Origin of the sequence: Nocardia uniformis NBRC 13702 (assembly GCF_001613345.1) — a bacterium.
GTDB lineage: Bacteria > Actinomycetota > Actinomycetes > Mycobacteriales > Mycobacteriaceae > Nocardia > Nocardia uniformis.
In genome coordinates this window covers 16,977-35,755 of the sequence record NZ_BDCE01000044.1, presented here as the reverse complement: position 1 = coordinate 35,755, position 18,779 = coordinate 16,977, and the positions used below count along the sequence as shown (strand labels likewise).

The 18,779-nt window shown below is 65.6% G+C and carries 20 protein-coding genes; 9 read left to right on the top strand and 11 right to left on the bottom strand.

Going from position 1 to position 18,779, the window contains the following annotated elements; translation table 11 throughout:
- Position 1 precedes the first annotated feature (1 nt).
- The 4 genes from NU1_RS13085 to NU1_RS13070 all read right to left on the bottom strand — a co-directional run bounded on the left by NU1_RS13085 (position 2) and on the right by NU1_RS13070 (position 2,429).
- Positions 2 to 889 (bottom strand): hypothetical protein, encoded by an 888-nt coding sequence (locus NU1_RS13085; protein WP_067520922.1) that lies wholly within the window; start codon positions 887 to 889, stop codon positions 2 to 4.
- 124 nt (positions 890 to 1,013) lie between these two features.
- Entirely contained in the window at positions 1,014 to 1,226 is a 213-nt protein-coding gene (locus NU1_RS13080; protein ID WP_212761550.1) for a DUF397 domain-containing protein, read from the bottom strand.
- Positions 1,227 to 1,328: 102 nt separating this feature from the next.
- Complete coding sequence (locus tag NU1_RS13075; protein ID WP_067520919.1) at positions 1,329 to 1,541, bottom strand: DUF397 domain-containing protein; 213 nt, start codon at positions 1,539 to 1,541, stop codon at positions 1,329 to 1,331.
- 6 nt (positions 1,542 to 1,547) lie between these two features.
- On the bottom strand, positions 1,548 to 2,429 hold the full coding sequence (locus NU1_RS13070; protein ID WP_067520916.1) for a helix-turn-helix domain-containing protein: 882 nt from the start codon (positions 2,427 to 2,429) through the stop codon (positions 1,548 to 1,550).
- A gap of 214 nt (positions 2,430 to 2,643) precedes the next feature.
- Here NU1_RS13070 and NU1_RS13065 point away from each other — a divergent pair, with 214 nt between their 5' ends.
- Together NU1_RS13065 and NU1_RS13060 are read left to right on the top strand one after the other, a co-directional pair.
- Positions 2,644 to 3,042, top strand: a complete 399-nt coding sequence (locus NU1_RS13065; protein WP_067520914.1) for a hypothetical protein — start codon at positions 2,644 to 2,646, stop codon at positions 3,040 to 3,042.
- Complete coding sequence (locus NU1_RS13060) at positions 3,029 to 3,334, top strand: hypothetical protein (protein ID WP_067520911.1); 306 nt, start codon at positions 3,029 to 3,031, stop codon at positions 3,332 to 3,334. The genes NU1_RS13065 and NU1_RS13060 overlap by 14 nt, the downstream gene beginning before the upstream one ends.
- A gap of 161 nt (positions 3,335 to 3,495) precedes the next feature.
- Here NU1_RS13060 and NU1_RS13055 read toward each other — a convergent pair whose 3' ends face one another.
- Together NU1_RS13055 and NU1_RS13050 are read right to left on the bottom strand one after the other, a co-directional pair.
- The gene (locus tag NU1_RS13055) at positions 3,496 to 3,939 is read right to left on the bottom strand and encodes a type II toxin-antitoxin system VapC family toxin (protein WP_067520908.1); all 444 of its coding nucleotides are present in this window, start codon (positions 3,937 to 3,939) and stop codon (positions 3,496 to 3,498) included.
- Positions 3,936 to 4,160, bottom strand: a complete 225-nt coding sequence (locus NU1_RS13050) for a ribbon-helix-helix protein, CopG family (RefSeq protein WP_169815053.1) — start codon at positions 4,158 to 4,160, stop codon at positions 3,936 to 3,938. The genes NU1_RS13055 and NU1_RS13050 overlap by 4 nt, the downstream gene beginning before the upstream one ends.
- 453 nt (positions 4,161 to 4,613) lie before the next feature.
- Here NU1_RS13050 and NU1_RS13045 point away from each other — a divergent pair, with 453 nt between their 5' ends.
- Both NU1_RS13045 and NU1_RS13040 read left to right on the top strand, forming a co-directional pair.
- On the top strand, positions 4,614 to 4,988 hold the full coding sequence (locus tag NU1_RS13045) for a type II toxin-antitoxin system RelE/ParE family toxin (protein WP_067520906.1): 375 nt from the start codon (positions 4,614 to 4,616) through the stop codon (positions 4,986 to 4,988).
- The gene (locus NU1_RS13040) at positions 4,985 to 5,269 is read left to right on the top strand and encodes a helix-turn-helix domain-containing protein (protein ID WP_067520903.1); all 285 of its coding nucleotides are present in this window, start codon (positions 4,985 to 4,987) and stop codon (positions 5,267 to 5,269) included. The genes NU1_RS13045 and NU1_RS13040 overlap by 4 nt, the downstream gene beginning before the upstream one ends.
- Positions 5,270 to 5,565: 296 nt before the next feature.
- Here NU1_RS13040 and NU1_RS13035 read toward each other — a convergent pair whose 3' ends face one another.
- Positions 5,566 to 8,880 (bottom strand): serine hydrolase, encoded by a 3,315-nt coding sequence (locus NU1_RS13035; RefSeq protein WP_067520900.1) that lies wholly within the window; start codon positions 8,878 to 8,880, stop codon positions 5,566 to 5,568.
- 61 nt (positions 8,881 to 8,941) lie between these two features.
- Between NU1_RS13035 and NU1_RS13030 the strand changes: the two genes are divergently transcribed.
- The 5 genes from NU1_RS13030 to NU1_RS13010 all read left to right on the top strand — a co-directional run bounded on the left by NU1_RS13030 (position 8,942) and on the right by NU1_RS13010 (position 14,696).
- Positions 8,942 to 10,255 (top strand): M20/M25/M40 family metallo-hydrolase, encoded by a 1,314-nt coding sequence (locus NU1_RS13030; protein ID WP_245720101.1) that lies wholly within the window; start codon positions 8,942 to 8,944, stop codon positions 10,253 to 10,255.
- The gene (locus NU1_RS13025; protein WP_067520897.1) at positions 10,252 to 11,094 is read left to right on the top strand and encodes a GNAT family N-acetyltransferase; all 843 of its coding nucleotides are present in this window, start codon (positions 10,252 to 10,254) and stop codon (positions 11,092 to 11,094) included. The genes NU1_RS13030 and NU1_RS13025 overlap by 4 nt, the downstream gene beginning before the upstream one ends.
- A complete protein-coding gene (gene menC, locus NU1_RS13020; protein WP_067520894.1) occupies positions 11,091 to 12,194 on the top strand; it encodes an o-succinylbenzoate synthase in 1,104 nt (367 codons plus the stop codon). Before NU1_RS13025 ends, menC begins: the two co-directional genes overlap by 4 nt.
- Before the next feature lie 35 nt (positions 12,195 to 12,229).
- Positions 12,230 to 13,879 (top strand): PucR family transcriptional regulator, encoded by a 1,650-nt coding sequence (locus NU1_RS13015; RefSeq protein ID WP_067520892.1) that lies wholly within the window; start codon positions 12,230 to 12,232, stop codon positions 13,877 to 13,879.
- Positions 13,880 to 14,249: 370 nt separating this feature from the next.
- On the top strand, positions 14,250 to 14,696 hold the full coding sequence (locus NU1_RS13010) for a hypothetical protein (protein ID WP_067520887.1): 447 nt from the start codon (positions 14,250 to 14,252) through the stop codon (positions 14,694 to 14,696).
- 12 nt (positions 14,697 to 14,708) lie between these two features.
- Here NU1_RS13010 and NU1_RS13005 read toward each other — a convergent pair whose 3' ends face one another.
- From NU1_RS13005 to NU1_RS12990, 4 genes are all read right to left on the bottom strand, one after another.
- Entirely contained in the window at positions 14,709 to 16,262 is a 1,554-nt protein-coding gene (locus tag NU1_RS13005; RefSeq protein WP_067520883.1) for an acyl-CoA carboxylase subunit beta, read from the bottom strand.
- 329 nt (positions 16,263 to 16,591) lie between these two features.
- Positions 16,592 to 16,984 (bottom strand): D-ribose pyranase, encoded by a 393-nt coding sequence (gene rbsD, locus NU1_RS13000; RefSeq protein WP_067520880.1) that lies wholly within the window; start codon positions 16,982 to 16,984, stop codon positions 16,592 to 16,594.
- Between the two features lie 34 nt (positions 16,985 to 17,018).
- Positions 17,019 to 17,993, bottom strand: a complete 975-nt coding sequence (locus tag NU1_RS12995; RefSeq protein ID WP_084521245.1) for a ribokinase — start codon at positions 17,991 to 17,993, stop codon at positions 17,019 to 17,021.
- Complete coding sequence (locus NU1_RS12990; protein ID WP_067521354.1) at positions 17,990 to 18,775, bottom strand: ATP-binding cassette domain-containing protein; 786 nt, start codon at positions 18,773 to 18,775, stop codon at positions 17,990 to 17,992. Before NU1_RS12990 ends, NU1_RS12995 begins: the two co-directional genes overlap by 4 nt.
- Between the last annotated feature and the right edge of the window lie 4 nt (positions 18,776 to 18,779).

Below are 18,779 nucleotides of genomic sequence, written 5' to 3'. Positions count from 1 at the left end.
TTTACTGACTGACCAAATCTCCGCGTCGAATTCGGTCGATGACGGCACTCGACGCCAATTCATCGCGCGCGTCGGCGTGCTGTTGGTAGTACTGGACCAAGTACAGCAGGAGTGCGGGGTCGATACCGAAGGCCGCTGCCTGAAGGTCGATTTCGCGCTGCATGCGAGGGCGCTGCCAGCGATCGATTCGACTCTTGCCGGTATCGACGCGAATCTCCGAACCGTGCGCAGGCATGATGCGCACTGTTGGCAAGTCATTGACGATGCAGGGGACAACGGCTCCGATCTCCTCCCATGAGATCGTCTTCGTCACCGCCCCGATGACCTGCGTCATCGTGTCGGCATCCAACTGCACGTAGTTGCCGCGCTTCCTCGTAAAGAAATAGCCGATGAGGAAGAGGAACAGCGCGATGAAAGCTCCGACAAACACGAGTTGTACGACATCGATCGCCATGGTAGAAGTGCGATCGTCGTCGCGCCCGAATAGTCGATTGATGACAATCATCGCCCAAATCGCTAGGAAGACAACACCGACCCCCAGCCATACGGCCAGTATCGGCAGCCAGTACCGCACCAAAGACAGGCGGAACGCGGTGCCGTTTTCCGCGTCACCGGCCACCAAGCCAACAGGAAGTCGACTCCGCCGCACCCTCATCTGCGGAAGGACTATGGCCACGAACGTGAGGCCAACCAGAAAACCGACGACACCGAATATCGCACGAAGTCCATCTCCCGATTCGACGCCGTCGAACGTGAAGGGGATAAATGCAAAGGAAACCAGGCTGAAGAATACGAGAACGAAGACCAGTGCGGCGCGCGGTCGTGGCTGGCCCCATTCAGCAGGCCAGGGCGGTAGGGACACGGTGGCGACATCGCTGGCTCCGGACAATTCGAAAGCTCCCCTCGGTATTCGACAATCGAACGACCACCCGCACGAACTGAAGGCTGTTTCCGAACGTCCCCAGGTAGGGGACCTACCCGATCGGCTTCTCTACTGCGTGCGGCCGTAGGACCTAGCGACGGTGGAACTCGCCGTCGGCTATACGGGCGATGAACGCATCCCACTCGCCAAGAGCGAAAACCAGCGCTGGGCCGCTCGGGTTCTTCGAGTCACGCACACCAACCTCACCGCCCGGGAGCCATGCGACCTCCATGCATTCCGAAATCCCTTGGCTGTAGCTGCTCTTGAACCAGGGTCCGCGGGAAAGGTCGACGCTCACTCTCATTCGTCCCTTCTGCTACATACCGCAGCAAGCTCTGCGCGTCATGGCGTCCAACCGCTGCCCTCCTGACACATGCCGTGGATGGGGACGGCATGGCACACCATCTCAGGCGGGGCGGTTGAACTCTCTGTCTGCGACACCAGCCGTGAACGCATCCCATTCGCCCGGGGCGAAGACCAGCGCCGGGCCGGTGGGGTTCTTGGAATCACGAACACCAACCATGCCCCGGTCGAGAAACGCGACCTCCACGCACTCCGAATTCCCCGAGCTGCGGGTGCTTTTGAACCACTCCGCCCCGACCAGACTGTCATCGTTCACTGCTCTTCAGTCCCTTCGTGCTACCTGCCGAAGCAGGTTCCTGCTGGTCGCCGCGTCCAGCGCGGCGTGCTGGATCGTCACGAACGCCCGGCGGTACTTGAGGACGTCGGCCTCTTCCTCAAGGTACATATCCCCGGTGTAGTTCTCGACATAGATGACCGTCGGTTCGGCGACACCCTTCATATCTGGTTTGAAGTCGAGCGTGACGAACGGCCCCACAGGAGTTCCGAGGGGAAAACCCGCGCGGAACGGCACGATCCGAATCGTGATGTTCGGACGCGTACCCAGGTCTGCCAAGTGCCGCAACTGCGCAGCCATGATCGTCTCGTTGCCGACGGTCGAGTGCAGGGCAGACTCGTGCAAAGCCAGGTCGACGGTCACCGGGTCCTTCTTGCGTGTGATGATCGCCTGACGTTTGAGCTTCAGCTCGATACGCCGGTCCTGTTCTTCCTCGAGTTCGTTGGGGAAGTAGATTCGGTTGAGTGACCGCGCGTAGTCGGCGGTCTGAAACAGCCCCGGGACCAGATCGGGCCGGAAGATCTCCATAGCCCTCGCCTCTGTCTCCATGCGCAGGTAGACATCGAAGTTCGCCCGGATCAAATCGTTAAAGCTGTTGTACCAAGTCTTTTCGCCAACTTGGCGCGCGAGTGCGATCATGGCGTCGATCTGCTCGTCGGCGATCTCGAGGATCTTGCCGAGCTCGCGTAGGTCGCGGTCGAGGATCTTGCCCGGCTCACCACGTTCCAGGCGTGAGTACTTGCTGTGACTCCATTGCATCGCGACGGCGACTTCGGCTTGGGTGAGTGCGGTGTTCTCCTCGCGTTGACGGCGGATGTAACGCCCGAGCTGGCGACGCGGCAGCGAGGCACGGGGGTTCTCCTCGGACATCGATCCTCCTCGACACTCTCGAAATGGCAGTTGTCCATTGCCAGAATGGCATCGGTGCTGGCAATTCACCCGGGTTTTCCGAGAATCCCGCGATGACAATCCCAAACCTGCGCGCCGGTGGTGTGCTGGTTGCACACCCGGCCGATATCCAGCCGCATATCCGCACCACCGCAGCTGAGCGCGCCGGAGCCATCAGATGCCAAGGAGGCCAGCGATGTTCGGCAAGAAGTGCGCGAACCCATGGTCGGCACAAGCGATCATCGAGCGCATCGACCGCGAGAAGCACCAGGCCACCGACACCCGGTGCCCGACCACAGAGACCACCGCGGTGGGGTATTCGGTACGCGGGCTGTGGTCATGCCACACCGACCCCGGAACGCTGACCGCCGCGCAGGCTCACATCGCCATGCAGTTGCACCTCGAGTGCGGGGTCAGTACCTGTCGGGTGCGGTGGCGGGCTCGCACTGCCCTGGTCGCGGCCGGGAGCATGGTCCTCGACCCGCGCGCCGCACGGGTACCGGCAGCACCCCACAGATCGCTGTTCATGTTGCTGCGGATCGCGGTGTTCGGTTGCAGCACAATGTTTTACGGCGGTCGCCATGCTCTCCGATGACCGTGACCAGATCGAGTTGCAGGTCATCGCGGACGTCCTCGACACCGTCGAAGCCCGGCTCCGCGAGCGCGAACAGTGCGGGTGGCGGTTGACCGTGCCACGCTCGCGGATCTACGCGACCGTGTTGCTCGCGGTCATCGTCAGCGCTCGGGCCACGCACGCCTTCCCGGCCACCCTCGACCGAGCCGACATCCTCGACGCGATCTTCGACGGCATCGAGCCCCCGTATTCCGGTACTGCCGGACGACCGGTCGAGGACGCGATCAGAAACCATATCGTGCACGTGAATTGATCAAATCGAGCCCAGACGGTCGCAGTCGAACGCTTACGTCGGCGGCTCAACTATTCATGAAGTGTCTGACGCGCTTCGCCTTCCACTCTGAGCGCGTCGGCGAACTCGGAATCAGGTTCCCGAAGTGTCCAACTGCCCAATGCGACAGGACTCAAGCGCCGTCACGACCCGATAAGGTCATCGGGAAGGATCTGGAAAGCGGAGTATCGGCTCAACGGCCGGAGCACCCGAAAGTCCCTGCGGTCCAGCGTCAGAATCCGATCGGTGTCGAAATGATCGGCCAGCACAACGCATGTCGCATCGACGATATCGAGGTTGAGGTCGTAGTACGCGGAGCGGACCTCGAGAGCCGAACGCAACTGTGCGGCACCGATCTCCCCGAGCACGATGCGGGTGGCGGCAATACGATCAGCCAGCTTACCCAAGACCGCATCGGCGACCTTACGCCCGGCGCGGACGCTTGCGACATGATGCACCTCGGTCAAGGCGAGCGGGCTCACCACCAACGCGCTCGCGGCATCCGCGGCCCGCCGGACCGCGAAATGCTCCGGATCGGAACGATTGAACAACGCGAGCAGACCCGAAGTATCCGCGACGACGATCACGCGAGTCGATTCATCGCATCGTGAATGTCGTCCTTGCTGATCGGGCCGCCCAGGTCGAAAGTGTCCTCGTCATCGACCAACGGCTCCTCCCAACGGCGATGCCGCATGAGGTACTCCCGGACAGCGTCACGGGTGATTTCGTGCTTGGAACGCCCTTCACTCTCAGCTTGCGCTTCGAGCGCAGCCTCCTCATCGGAGGGAAAACGCATCGTCCATGCCACAGGGCGATGATACCACTCATGATACCGACGGAGCATCGATACCTCGGTCGAAACCGGCGGAATTGATCGAATGAGCGGCACGGTGGGGCGACTTCCGTCATCTCGCCGAACGCCTCGGTGACGACTTCCTCGCCGGCATCACGCTCCACACCGGCCAGCAAGTATTGCCTTTCGGGCCCAAACGCTCGCAATGCCGGTCAGCGCCCTCTGGGAAGCACCGAGCCCCGAATGCTGATCAGATCGCAAGGCCGCCAATCAGGTTCACCGCCAGTAGCCCGCGCCAGAGAAACAAGTAGGCCCGACGTTGCCGTCGAGCTTTCCTTCGAGTGGCGCTGACGGACACCATACGAACCTCGCGGCGCTGGTCAACTGGCCCGAGATCGCGATCAGGCCTGCCGGGAGTCAGTGTCGAACTCGAACCAGGCTATCACACAGATGTGATAGCCTGGTTCGGTGCTGTATGCGATCGAGATCGAGCCTGAGGTACGCGAGTTCCTCGCCGGATTGTCGCCTGCTGACCTTGCCCGTGCCGACTTCGCCGCCAGCCTGCTTGCCGCCTATGGTCCTGAACTATCCGAACCCTATTGCCGATATCTCGGGGACGGTGTGCGTGAACTCCGGTTCTCGCTCAGCCGCAACCGAGCTACACGCATCACATACTGGTTCCCCGGCGGCCGAAAAGCAGTGCTGCTGACCGTGTTCCACAAAACCCGCCAGCGCGAGACAGCCCAGATCGACCGCGCGAGAATGGCCCGCAAAGTCTGCGAAACCAACCATACCGACCCGACGCACCTCACGTTCGACCCGATGGGAGACACCGAATCATGAACGCGCAGAAAGATTTCGACACCACCCTGGCCGCCAAGCGTGCCACCCCCGAATACCAGGCAGCCATGAAGGCATACGCACTGGCACACGAACTGGGACGCCAGATCCGCGCGGTCCGAGAAGCGCGGGGCTGGACGCAAACCGAGCTAGCCCGGCGAGCCGGCCTGAAACCGCATGCGATCAGCCGTCTCGAAGCCGGTGATGTAGTGCCGACGTTGACGACCCTCGAACGGGTTGCGGCCGCCCTCGATGCCGAACTGTCAGTATCCCTGGCCGCGTAAGCACGACAAAGCGGCATCAGATGCTGAAAGCCGGTTCGCGCACCGTCACAAATACCACGCAGACACTTCGGACTCTCCAACGATCACTGCCGGTCCGGCGACGGTTGACCTTTCCAGGGGTTCGATCGGGCCGGTTCGAATCGGCGCGCGCTCGCCACAAGGGCACCGTCGGCAGGGCTCCCGACCAGCGGCCATACACAGGAGTCCACGGCGAGCAGGGTCGGCCAGGCACGCGGGCGGATCCGGTGGACGTCAACTCCTGTGCCGCACGGCCGTCGCGCTGCTCTGCCCGGAGCTCACGCGTCGCCATCGCGGCGTCTGCGGATGGCCCGTCCGCCGAAGAACACGTACTGAGTGCCGTCGTCGGCGTACAGGAAGTACACACGTATCCAGCCCCGTCCGTCGTAATCGGCCACGAAGGTGTCATCGGCGACCGGTACCAGCGACATCTTCTGTTCGGGGAAACCGAGGTCGCCCATGGACCCGAGGAGGACGAATCGCAGCAGCAGGCCATCGCCGGTATCGGTTATCTCGCACCGCTTATCCGACGACTCGTAGACGCCGATATAGCGGCCAGACTCCAACGGCGGCGGATCCGCTGGTGGCACAACCGGTTCCGGCGGCGTCACGCCAGCAAGCTCGGTGGCGATCTCGGCACTGAGCTCGCTGAATACCTTGCCGATCGCACCACCGTTGGTGAGTATCGTGAACGCCAAGCGATGTTCGGGCAGCACCCGCAGCAGGGCACCCTGTCCGATGGTGCCGCCGTCGTGGCCGAAGACGCGGTGACCGTTCCAGTCGCAACGGAACCACCCGAGCCCCCACGAATCGGACTCGCCCGGTCCGATCCCGGGCAGCACCGCCTGTTCGGCGCGCATCTGCCGGACCAATTCGGTCGGCAGCAGTCGTCGGCCGTCGGGGGCGACGCCGTCATCGAGGTGCATGCGGGCGAAGGTGAGCAGATCGCGTGCGCGGGCGGTGATCAACCCCGCGGGCCCCGCGCTTCGTGGCAGCATCCAGCGATCCGCGCGGCGCAGTGCGCCATCCGGTCCGGGCACATGTCCGACGGCCGCACGATGCAGCAGCGCCTCCTCGGGCAACGTCACCGTGTATTCCAGACCGAGCGGGGTGAACAGCATCTCGCGCATGGCCGCATCCCAGGTCAGCCCGGTCAGCACCTCGATGACCCGACCGGCCAGACTGTAACCGGAGTTGCAGTAGGACCAGATCGCCTCGATCGGCTCGCACATCACATCCGCCAACTCGGGAACGTAACGTTCGAGACAGTCGTCGCCGCGCCCGGTGTCGGTGAACACATCGCCGTCGATACCGCTTGTGTGAGTGAGCAAGTGGCGCATGGTAATTCGCTTCGTCGTGTCCGGATCGGACAACCGCAGCTCGGGCAGCATCTCGATCAGGGGTGCGTCGAGATCGAGTTTGCCCTGATCAACCAATCGCATGATGACGGTGGCCGTCCACACCTTGGTGATCGAGCCGATCTGGAACAGCGAGTCGACGGTCGTCTCGACCCCGGTGTTCAACGCCAGTACGCCGTGCGCGGCCTCGATCATCTGATCGCCATGCGAAATAGCCAGTACCACACCGGGAATACCGTGCCGGGTGGCGATGACGTCCAGTCGCCGCTGCCAATGCGCGGCGTCGAGTGGCGCGATGGCCGACGGCACTCCCGGCGACGTGCTCACACGCGTATGCCGCACCACCCATTCGATAATGCGGCGGTTGTAATCCGCACGGTGCGACGGCCTTCCGTCCAGGATGAAAAGATGCGACGCCTCTGGGTAGAGCACGAGTTCGGCGGGTACGCCGCGGTCGCGCAGCGCGGTGTACCACTGTTCGGCCTGTCCGACCGGACAGCGCTCATCCGCACCGCCCTGCAACACCAGCGTCGGCGCGGTGGCCCGAGCCGCATGGGCGAGCGGGTTCATCCGGGCGATCGCGCCCGGATCCTCCAGGTAGGCCGTACCGAATTCGGCACGGGTCAGCTCGCCGCCCGCGTCGGAGGTACCCGTCAGGCTGACCAGATCACTGACCACGCCACCGGCGACCACCGCGGCGAACCGGTCGGTGCGAGTGGGCAGCCAGCAGGCGATATAGCCGCCATAGCTGTAGCCGCACAACGCGATTCGCGCCGGATCGACCAGGCGCTCGGCGATCAGCGTATCGATCGGCTCGAGGAAGTCGCGCTCGTCGGCCACACCCCATCCGCCGACCGCGGCACGCAGGAAATCCTCCCCGTAGCCGTCGCTGCCGCGCGGGTTGAGCAACAGCACCGTCCAGCCGCGGGCGGCGAGCACCTGATGGTAGGCATGCGCCGGATCCCACACCGCATTCCACGCGTTGTGCGGTCCGCCGTGCGCGTCCACCAGCAGCGGGCCGGGGGTGGGTGCGGCCGGATCGCGTAGCAGCCAACCGTGGACCTCGGTGCCGTCGGAAATTGTGAATACCCGCTCCCGCACGGGAATCGGCGCGATATCCGGCAAGGCGTGCGTGGTGAGTATTTGCTCGACGCCGGTGTCGAGGTCGAGTATCGCTATCTCGGCGAAACTTTCGGCGGTCGACACGACGAAGGCGGCGCGGTTCGCGGCGACCGACAGTCCGGATACCACCCGATCACCGTCAACGAGCGCGCGCGGTCGTCCTTCGCCGGTGATGTAGAGGTGGGTACAGCCGCGATCGCGGACACAGAACAGCGCCGCGCCGCTCGCGGTCGAGTGCGGCAGCGCACCAGGATATCCGGGATGGCCCGCCATCACATTGCGGTCGAATCCCGCTGTGAGGTCGGTGCTTCCGCCGCCATCGACAGGTATCAGCAGCAGCCGGTTATTGCGCACCTCGGTATCGGGCGCGGCGACCGCGAGGAGGTTGTCGCCCGCCGCGCTCCAGGTCACCGCCGCCACCGCACCCGCTGCGGGACCGATCCGGCTCGGCGTACGGCGTAGGGCGTCTGCCTCGACAATGCGTGCCGCCGAGCAGGCCGGGTCACCGTCGGCGAGGGAATCGGCGAAGGTCAGCCGCGTGCCATCCGGTGACCATGCCGGGGTGCCCGCGTGGAAGTCACCGTCGGTCACCTGGCGGGTAGAGCGCGACACGATGTCGAATATGAAGATGTGCGAACGGAATCCGCGCAGAAAGCCGGTCCCGTCGAGCTTGTAGAACCGCCGATCGGTGCGCATCGGTTCGGTCGCCGAGCTAGCTCCGGCGGTGTCGACCGGCGCGCTGAAGGCGATACGCGTACTGTCCGGACTCCACACCGGCGCTCCCGCACCGAGCGGCAGATCGGTCAGCTGCTCGGGTTCGCCACCGTCGGCGGGGAGCCGCCACAGTTGCGCGGGACCGTTCTCGGCGCGCAGGAAAGCGATCCAACGCCCGTCCGGCGACCAGCGCGGGCTGGTATCGGCGACGCCGCGGGTCAACCTCACCGGTTCCACACCGGGCCGGACCTGCCACAGCGAACGGATATCGCGGTCGGCATCGCCATCCACGGTGCGCAGCACATAGATGACCCGGCTGCCGTCGGGCGCGATCGTCGGATCAGAGGGCAGTGCGACCTTGTCCAGATCTGCGAGTTCGAACGGACGAGAATTCGGCATACTTCATTCCTTTGTTGTCAAGAGTTGGCGAGCAGCGTCATAAACCCTCCTCGGTGTTCGAGTGGCTCCAATCGTGAAGGGCGGGGCCGCATGTGACCTCGTCCACGCCGACGAACTCGAGGTCGTGGATTCGTCCGCGGCGACGAGGCGGAGCCGGGCCGATCCGCCGATGCTCGAAACCGGCTGTGCGAAACGCACGCCGGTAGGGAGATACACGGTGGTGGCACTACAGATGCACGGAATTCCGACCGGTCCCGCACTGGTCGAACGGTTCCGCGCCGACCTGCCCGCGATACTCGCCGATATCGAGCAGCTCATCCGCTGCGAATCGCCGTCGGCGGATCTGGACGCGGTGGCGCGCAGCGCGGAGACGGTCGCCGAGGTCGGCGCGGCACTGCTCGGCAGGGAACCCGAACGGATCGTGCTCGAGGGCCGCACCCATCTGCGGTGGAGTTTCGGCGGCCCGGCCGGAGTGCTCGTACTCGGACATCACGACACCGTGTGGCCGCTCGGTTCGCTGCGAACGCACCCATTCTCCATCCAGGACGGACTCCTGCGTGGCCCGGGATGTTTCGATATGAAGGCCGGAGTCGTATTGGCATTGCGCGCGGTGGCCGCGCTATCCGACCGGACCGGTGTGACCGTATTGATCACCGGTGACGAGGAATTGGGCGCACCGTCGTCTGCGCAGCTGATCGAGGTCGAGGCACGCGGCCGGGCCGCCGCCCTGGTCGCCGAACCGGCCGCCGCCTCGGGTGCGCTGAAGATCGCGCGAAAAGGGATATCCCAGTACCGCATTCGAGCAGTCGGCCGGGCGGCGCACGCCGGGCTGGAACCCGAGCGCGGTATCAACGCGGCCGTCGAACTGGCCTATCAGATGCAGGTGGTTGCCCGGCTCGGTGACCTGGCGGTCGGAACCACCGTCACGCCGACCACGATGACAGCCGGGACCACCGCCAACACCGTGCCCGCCGATGGCTCGTTAGCGGTGGACGTGCGGACATTCGACGTGGCCGAACAGGTTCGAATCGATACCGCGCTGCACGCACTGTCCCCCACCCTGCCCGGTGCACGGCTCGAGGTACTCGGCGGTCCGAATCGCCCGCCACTGGCGCCGAGCATGTCGGAATGCTTGTTCCGGAAGGCCGTTCGGCTCGGTGAGCAGCTGGCGATCAGCCCGGTGACCGGGGCGGCGGTGGGTGGCGGATCGGATGGGAACTTCACCGCGGGCGTCGGAACGCCCACGCTGGATGGACTCGGCGCGGTGGGCGGCGGCGCACACGCCGATAACGAGCACGTGCTGATCGACGAATTTCCAGCTCGGACAGCATTGTTTACCGCGCTACTGGCCGAAATCCTAGGTGGGGCAGCATGATGCGCGAACTGACGAATACGCCGGACACCGCAGCGAAACAAGCCGCGGCCCGCGCGGGTGTGACCATCCGTTCCCTCACCGAGGCGGACGAACTGATCGAAGTCCGCCGATTGTGTGACACGGTGTGGCAGTCCGCGCAGGACCGGCCCCTGCCGCAGACGCTGTTGCGCGCATTGGCGAAAGCGGGCAGCTATGTGGCGGGCGCGTATGACGGCGACGAGTTGGTCGGCTTCGCCATCGGCTTCTCCGGCGCGCCCGCCGATGACGCGCTGCACAGTCATATCACTGGCGTTACCGCTCGAATGCGTGGCGCCAATGTGGGATTCGCGTTGAAAGTGCATCAGCGGGCCTGGGCGCTACGGCACGGGGCTGCCGCGATCACGTGGACCTTCGACCCGCTGATGCGGCGCAACGCGTACTTCAATATCGGAAAATTGGCCGCGACCCCGGTCGAATACCTGCCCGATTTCTACGGGCCGATACCCGACATCATCAATGCCGGCGATACGACCGACCGCTTGCTGGTCCGCTGGGATCTGCGCGCCCCCTCGGTCGCCGCGGCCTGCGCAGGACAGTCCGATCACCCGGCGGTCACGAATGGCATTGTCGCACTCGATATCTCGGCGACAGGTGAGCCGGTACCCGGCCGCACCGACGGGCGCACGCTGCTGATCGCCGTCCCTGACACGATTCCACGCCTGCGCGTGGCCGACCCGCCACTGGCCCGGCGCTGGCGCACCGCTGTGCGCGAGACGTTGACCGGACTGATGTCCGATGGCGCGCGAATCACCGGATTCGACCGCGCGGGCCGATATGTGCTGACCACGGAGGATGCGTGAAACTCACCGGAGTCGAACTGCGAAAAGTGCGGATGCCGCTGGTAGCGCCGTTCCGCACATCATTCGGCACCCAGACCGCGCGAGAGTTGTTACTGCTGCGCGTGGCCACCGATGAGACCGAGGGCTGGGGTGAATGTGGCACGCTGGCCGACCCGGTCTACTCCCCGGAGTATGTGGACGGTGCGGCGGATGTCTTGCGGCGCTATCTGATTCCCGCGCTGGCGGCCAGGGATCGGCTCGACGCCACCAATGTCGGCCCCGCACTATCGGTGTTCCACGGGCACCGCATGGCCAAGTCCGCCCTCGAGATGGCGGTCCTGGACGCCGAACTGACCGCGTGCGGAGTCTCGCTGGCCCGGGAGTTGGGTGCGGTGCACGACCGAGTGCCGTGCGGTGTCTCGGTGGGCATCATGGAATCGATCGACCACCTGCTGGAGGTGGTGGGCGGATATCTCGACGAGGGCTATCAGCGGATCAAGCTGAAGATCGAACCGGGCTGGGATGTCCTTCCGGTGCGTGCCGTCCGGGAACGCTTCGGCGACATCATGCTGCAGGTGGATGCGAATACCGCCTATACCCTCGCCGACGCCGATCTGCTCGCCCGCCTCGACCCGTTCGATCTACTGCTGATCGAACAGCCGCTGGCCGAGGAGGATATCGTCGGCCACGCCGAATTGGCGAAACGGGTGCGCACGCCGATCTGCCTCGACGAATCGATCACCTCGGCACGGTCGGCCGCGGCCGCGATCACCCTGGGCGCGTGCCGCGTCGTCAATATCAAACCCGGTCGGGTCGGCGGCTATCTGGAGGCCCGCCGCATCCACGATGTCTGCGCCGCGCACGGGATACCGGTGTGGTGCGGCGGCATGCTGGAGACCGGACTCGGACGCGCCGCCAATATCGCGCTCGCCGCACTGCCGGGCTGTGTGCTGCCGGGCGACACCTCCGCCTCCGGCCGCTACTACCACACCGATATCACCGCGCCCTTCGTCCTGGACGACGGTCACCTTCCGGTGCCGACCGGACCCGGAATCGGCGTCCGCCCCATTCCCGAACTGCTCGACGAGGTCACCACCTCCACCGAGTGGTTGCCGCTATAACCAGGACCGCAGCGTCATTTCGCTACTTTGGGCAGATGACCAGCATTCCACGTGCGAGCCTCGGCCGGATCCTCGACGATCTCGGTTCCACCCTGCTGCATCTGGTCTGCGGGAGCGTGCACGACGCCGAGGAAATCAGCGATGTCGTGATCTACGACCCGCATGACGAACCAGTGCTCACGCCGCATGCGCTCGTCCTCGGTGTCGGCCTGCGCGACGGCGCCGAGTTCCGGCGGGTACTCGACGACCTCGGCGAGCGCGGCGCGGCCGGGTTGATCGTGCGCGCCCCGGTCACCGCCGATCCGGCGCTGCACGACATCACCCGACGGCGCGGTATCGCACTGCTCGGGCTCGTCAACGGTGCATCGTGGAATCAGCTTGCGGCACTGCTGCGTGCACTGCTCGCGGGTGATGTCGACGAGACGAATCCGGAGACGCTCGGCGGTATACCCTCCGGAGATCTGTTCGCCGTCGCCAACGCGGTGAGTGCGCTGCTCGACGCCCCGGTGACCATCGAGGATCGCAGCTGCCGGGTGCTCGCCTTCTCCGGCGGTCAGGATCTCGCGGACCCTTCGCGCACGGAAACCATTCTGCAGCGCCAGGTTCCGGATCGGCACACCGCCAGCCTCGAGGCACAGGGAGTGTTCCGCGAGTTGTATCGCAGTACCGCGCCGATCCGGATCGAGCCGCCGGCCGATCTCGACGATTTCGCCATACCGCGCGTCGCGCAGGCCGTCCGCGCGGGCGACGAAATGCTCGGCTCGATCTGGGCGGCGACCGCCGCGCCGTTGACGCCCGAACTTATCCTCTCATTCCAGGAATCGGCGAAACTCGTTGCGCTGCACCTGGTCCGCCGCCGCGCGGGCGCTGATATCGCACGGCGGCTACGCGCCGATCTGGTCAGCCGGGCGCTGGACGGTGGCCCGGGCGCGGTGGAGGCGGTGCGCAAACTCGGCCTGCTGAACCGGACGGTGACGGTACTCGCCATGACCTCGGGCGATCCCGCGGATCCGCCCTCGGTCGCCGCGCACGGCAAACTCGCCGCCGAACGGGAGCGGCTCACCGACGCGTTGACCATCCACCTCACCGCGGCCTTCCCCACCGCGGCCGCCGCCCTGCTCGGAGATGTGGCCTATGCGATCGTGCCACTCCCCGATCCCGCTGCCGACGATCGCGCCGCCCAGGTGGCCGACGATTTTCTGCAGCGCATCGGCGACCGGGTGCGCCTCTCGATCGGCGCGGGCACGGTGACCCAGGATGTGGCCGGTCTCGGACATTCCAGGGCCGCCGCGGACCGTGCGCTGCGGGTGGCGCTGACGAATACCGCCTCGGGGCGGGTGGTGCGGATAGCCGATGTGCAGGCGGAGGCGCTGCTGCTGGAACTTCGCGATCTCATGCGGGTGCGCGGTGAAACCCCTGCCGGACCGATCGCGCGGTTATTGAAATATGATGCCGCACAAGGTAGCTCTCTAGTTGATTCGCTGCGCGCGTGGCTCGACGCATTCGGTGACGTCACTGCGGCGGCCGCGGCGGTGTACATCCATCCGAATACGTTTCGGTATCGGCTGCGCAGGATCGAGGAGATCGGGCGGATCGATCTGACCGACCCGGACGCCCGGTTCACCGCCATGCTGCAGCTGCGGCTGATCGCCCCGGAGAACTCGCCCGACGACAGCATCGGTTAACCGGCCCGTACTCCGCCCCCTCCGCATGTCCCAACCCGAAACGGAGTCGGGGCCGGTACCGCACAAGCGGTACCGGCCCTACGGGATCGGTTCGTGCAATGACCCTTCGGTTGGCCTGACGGACCATCATACGAACCGGGCGGTGCTGGTGGACGGGGGGCTCGCCAATACGGAAAGAGCACGCTGGCCGCCCGGATAGGCAGGGAGATCGGCACGACTTGGCGGAGCCTCGACAAACCGGAGACCCGGCAGGCGGCCGGCTACGACCGTGATCGCTCGAACAACATCAGGCCCAAGAAAGCGTCGAATTCGGACAACATGCCGATTCGGCATCACCGCGAATGCCCGGCTCGCACCCTACCGTTGGCGTATGCGCAAGTCCGCCCGCCTGCTGTTATTCGCCAGTGCCATCGTCATGGCCGTCGGGGCATTCCGTCCGCTCGTCGGCACCATCGAAGCGCGCGACGTCCGATTCACCGATCTGCGCGAGGGTTTCGCAGCGGAGGACACCCTCGCGCAGATCGGTGAGCAGTCGGCGGCGATCACGTCATCGCTCGCACTCGTGCTGCTCGGTGCCGCCGCCGCGGTCCTGGTAGCCGCGCTCACGGGTTGGCGCGGACTCGCCTCGCTCGGTGTGCTCGCGGGCCTCGCCGGGCTCGCCGCGCTGGCGTGGCGACTGAACGAGCGCTTCGGCGATCAGTTCAGCAGCGACTACCGAGACCTCTTCTCCGACACCTGGGGGCTCTACCTATTCGGCGGCGGTCTGGCCGTCAGCGCGCTGACAGTGCTCGGCCGCCGAGAACGACCGAGGTCGTAGACGCTCGAACGATCACATCGGATACAGCGGGTGCTTGCGCGGGTTGAATTCCGGCTTGACCGACTGCTTGTCGCGCAACAGGCGCAATGCGTGCCTGATCTCCAGACGGGTACGCGAGGGTTCGATGACCGCGTCGATGTAGCCGCGCTCGGCGGCGACCCACGGGGTGGCGATGGTCTCGTTGTACTGGTTGATCATGAATTCGCGTGCCGCCGCGCGGTGTTCCTCCGGCACCGCCGCCAACTGCCGCTTGCCGAGTAGGTCGACCGCGCTCTCGGCACCGATCACCGCGATCCGGGCTGTCGGCCAAGCGAAACTGAAGTCCGCGCCCACCTGCCGCGCCGCCATCATGCCGTACGCGCCGCCGTAGGACTTGCGCACCACCAGGTTGATGATCGGCACCGTCGCCTCGATGATCGCGCGCGGGACTCGACCGCCGCGAATGATCACGCCATTCGCCTCCTCCGAGAGGCCGGGCAGCACACCCGGGGTGTCGGCGACGAATACGAGGGGGATATTGAACGCGTCGCACAGCCGGATGAAGTAGGTCGACTTGTCCGAGCAGGCGGCGTCGATGGAACCGCCGAGAACCAGCGGCTGGTTGGCGATCACGCCGACCGGATAGCCGTCGACCCGGGCGAATCCGGTAATCAGGTTCGGGGCGAACGCGGCTCGGATCTCGTGGAATTCACCGTCGTCGAAGATCCGCAGCAGGATCTCGTGCATGTCGTAACCGGCGCGATCGGAATCGGGGATGATCTTGTCGAGTTCGCGGTCGGTAGCCGTAATCTCCGGTTCCAGACCGGGATTCACGATCGGCGGCTGCTCGACGCAGCTGGTCGGCATGTAGCTGAGGTAGTTGCGGGCCCACTCGTAGGCGTCCTGCTCGGTGTCGGCCACGTGGTGCAGGGTGCCGCGTTTGGCCTGCACCTCGGCGCCGCCGAGTTCCTCGGCGGTGACATCCTCGCCGTTGACGGCCTTGATCACGTCCGGCCCGGTGACGAACATGTAGGAGTCCTTGGTGCCGATGAGCACGTCGGTATTGATCGGCCCGTACACCGAGCCCGCCGCGCACTTGCCGAGAATGATCGACACCTGCGGCACATAGCCGGACAGTTTCTCCAGCTCGCGGGAGATATTACCGAACGAGGCGATCGACCCCACCGCGTCCTGGATACGCGCACCGCCGGAATCATTGATCGTCACCACCGGGCACGCGTTGTCGAACGCGAATCGCAATGCCCGCATGAACTTTTGGGCGGACGTGACGCCGACGGACCCGCCGTACACGGTCTGGTCGTGGGAGATCACCACCACCGGACGACCCCCGATCAGCCCACGACCGGTGACCAGGCCATCGCCGTACAGAGCGTCCGCCTGGCCGGGCTGGCGAGCCAGCGCACCGGTTTCGATGAATGTCCCGGGGTCGAGCAGCATGTTCACTCGCTGGCGAACGCTCGGAATGCCCTTCTTCTCCCGCTTGGCGATACCGGCCTCACCCGCCGGTTCCGAGGCGATCTCCAGAATCTTGGCGAGTTCATCGAGCTTCGCCTGGGTACCGATCACTCTTACTTCCACCTTCCAAACCAACACCTGTGCCCCGAGAGGTTAAGCCGTCTCGACGCGGAACGGGGCAGTGAAAGAGATATACGGGACGAATCACAACAGCAACTCGGGCCTTCAGTCAGGTGTCGGAGCGCAGGAGATCGGCAGGGTCACAATTCTTCGCCGGGGTTACCCGGTGGCAATTCAGGGTGTTCCCCGGTGTCGGGCAGGGTTCTCGGCATACACGACGTGCCCGTCCGGACCCAGAACGTTCCGAACCCGGCAGCCGCACACGGACTGCCGCAGCTCGGCCAATTCTGGACGCGGTTCCACTCCCCCCGACCTGCCGGTCAGGGCAGCCACGGCACGCCCGCGCGAAACAGCACATTGGCATAGGGTGTCGCCTCACCCGTGCGAACAACGAAGCGGCACCGGCCGATTCGCCGCTTGAACTCTTCGTGGTCGATCAGTTCGGCGGCAAGGCGGTTCGTGAGCAGGTCGGCCGCCTGCGGGTTGGCGGCGGCGACATCCGCACTGCCCCACGCGGCCTCCACGGTGACCTCGGCGAGCACCAGCTCGACCACCGGCACGAACCCGGGAAACCCGTAGCTGATGCCGAGATCGATCACCGGGACTCCGGCGGGTACGGGAAGGCCGGAGTCGCTCACGGCGAAAGTATCGGTGTGGCGGAGGCCGACGAGTGCCGATATCAACTCGGCGTGGATCAGTCCACTGGTGCGCACTGAGGTGCTCCAATCATATTGCGGTAGAGCGTGACTAGCTGTGAACGGGAAGTCGCATCGGACAGGACGGCGGTACCTCGGTGCGCGCCGCGGCGATCTGCGCGCGAGTGGGATAGGAGGTGTGCGTGCCTGCCGACCGCACCGCGATCGAGGCGGCGGCGGTGGCGAAGGCCACCGCCTCGCCGAGCCCGAGTTCGGCGGCGAGTGCGCTGGACAGGGCACCGACATACGCGTCTCCCGCCCCGGTCGAATCCACCGAGACGACCTGTGGCGCCGGCTGATACACGACCTCGACCACCTGCGGTTCGGCCGTGCGGCGAACCCACACCGAACCCGTCGCACCCAATGTGGCCACCACGGCTCGAGCCCCGCGCAGGCATAGCGCCCGCGCGGCTGCCCCGGCCTGCTCACGGCTTGCGGTCGCCATGCCACTGATCGCCGACAACTCGTGTTCGTTCACCACCAGCGGATCGCAGAGCCGCAGCAGTTCGTCGCCGAATTCCACTGCGGGCGCGGCATTGAGCACGAACCGACGGGCCAGACTCGCGGCCCAGGTGACCACCCGGATCGGGATCTCGAACTGCGCGACCACCACGTCGGCGGCCCCGAGCAGCTCGGCCTCGGTCATGGCGGTCAGCTCGGCGTCGGATTCCCACTCGAAGTTGGCCCCGGGGTCGACCACGATCTGGTTCTCGCCCGCCGCCACCGCGATATAGGCCGTGCCGGTGCGCCCGTCCGGAAGCTCGCGCAGCCCAATCGTTTTCACCCCCGCACCGGTCATCGACCGCCGGAACGACCGGGAGGCCGGATCACCACCGACCCGGCCGATGAACTGCACGGCTCCACCCGCTTTCGCCGCGGCCACCGCTTGGTTGGATCCCTTGCCACCCAGGTTCGTCCGCGAAGCGGCGGCCAATACCGTCTCCCCCGGTCCTGGCAACCGCGCCACTTCACAGACGATGTCCTGGTTGACCGATCCGATGACCGCGACGCGCCCGCCCCGGATCACGAAACCTGGCTTTCCGCAGCGGAAGCCGCTTCGAGGTTGCCGGGCGCGGCACCGGTGATCAGCGCGACCAAGCGGTCGCCGTCGACATCGGCCACCCGATGCGCGGCCACCGAGCGGCCACGACGCAGCACGACGACGTTGTCGCAGATGCGCATGACCTGGGCCAGGTCATGACTGATGATCAGCACGGTGACCCCACGGTCGCGCAGACCCCGGACCAGCTTCTCGACCGCGGCGGTTTCGCGCACCCCCAGCGCGGCGGTCGGCTCGTCCATGATCACCATCGCCTTACCCCACGCCACCGCGCGGGCAATGGCGATACTCTGCCGCTGACCACCGCTCATCCGCCGTACCGTGGTGCGGACCGAGGGTACGTCCACATCCAGATCACGCAGGATCTCACCGCTTTCGGCAATCATTCGCTTACGGTTCACGACCTTGATCGGCCAGAACGGGTAGACGAGTTCCCGGTTGAGGAACAGGTTCTGCCAGACCGTCAGATCATCGATGAGAGCAAGATCCTGATAGACGGTCTCCACACCCATCTTTCGGGCATCCTCGGGCGATCCGAGCCGAACCGGTTCGCCGCGAAAGAGGATCTGTCCGGAGTCGGGCGGGTGCACGCCGGTCAGGCAGCGCACCAGGGTGGACTTCCCGGCCCCGTTATCGCCGACCAGCGCGGTGACCTCACCCGCCGGAATGGTCACCGACACTCCGTCCAACGCGCGAACGGAATCGAACGACTTCGTGAGGTCTTTCGCCTCGAGCATTGGCTCTGTCATGGCA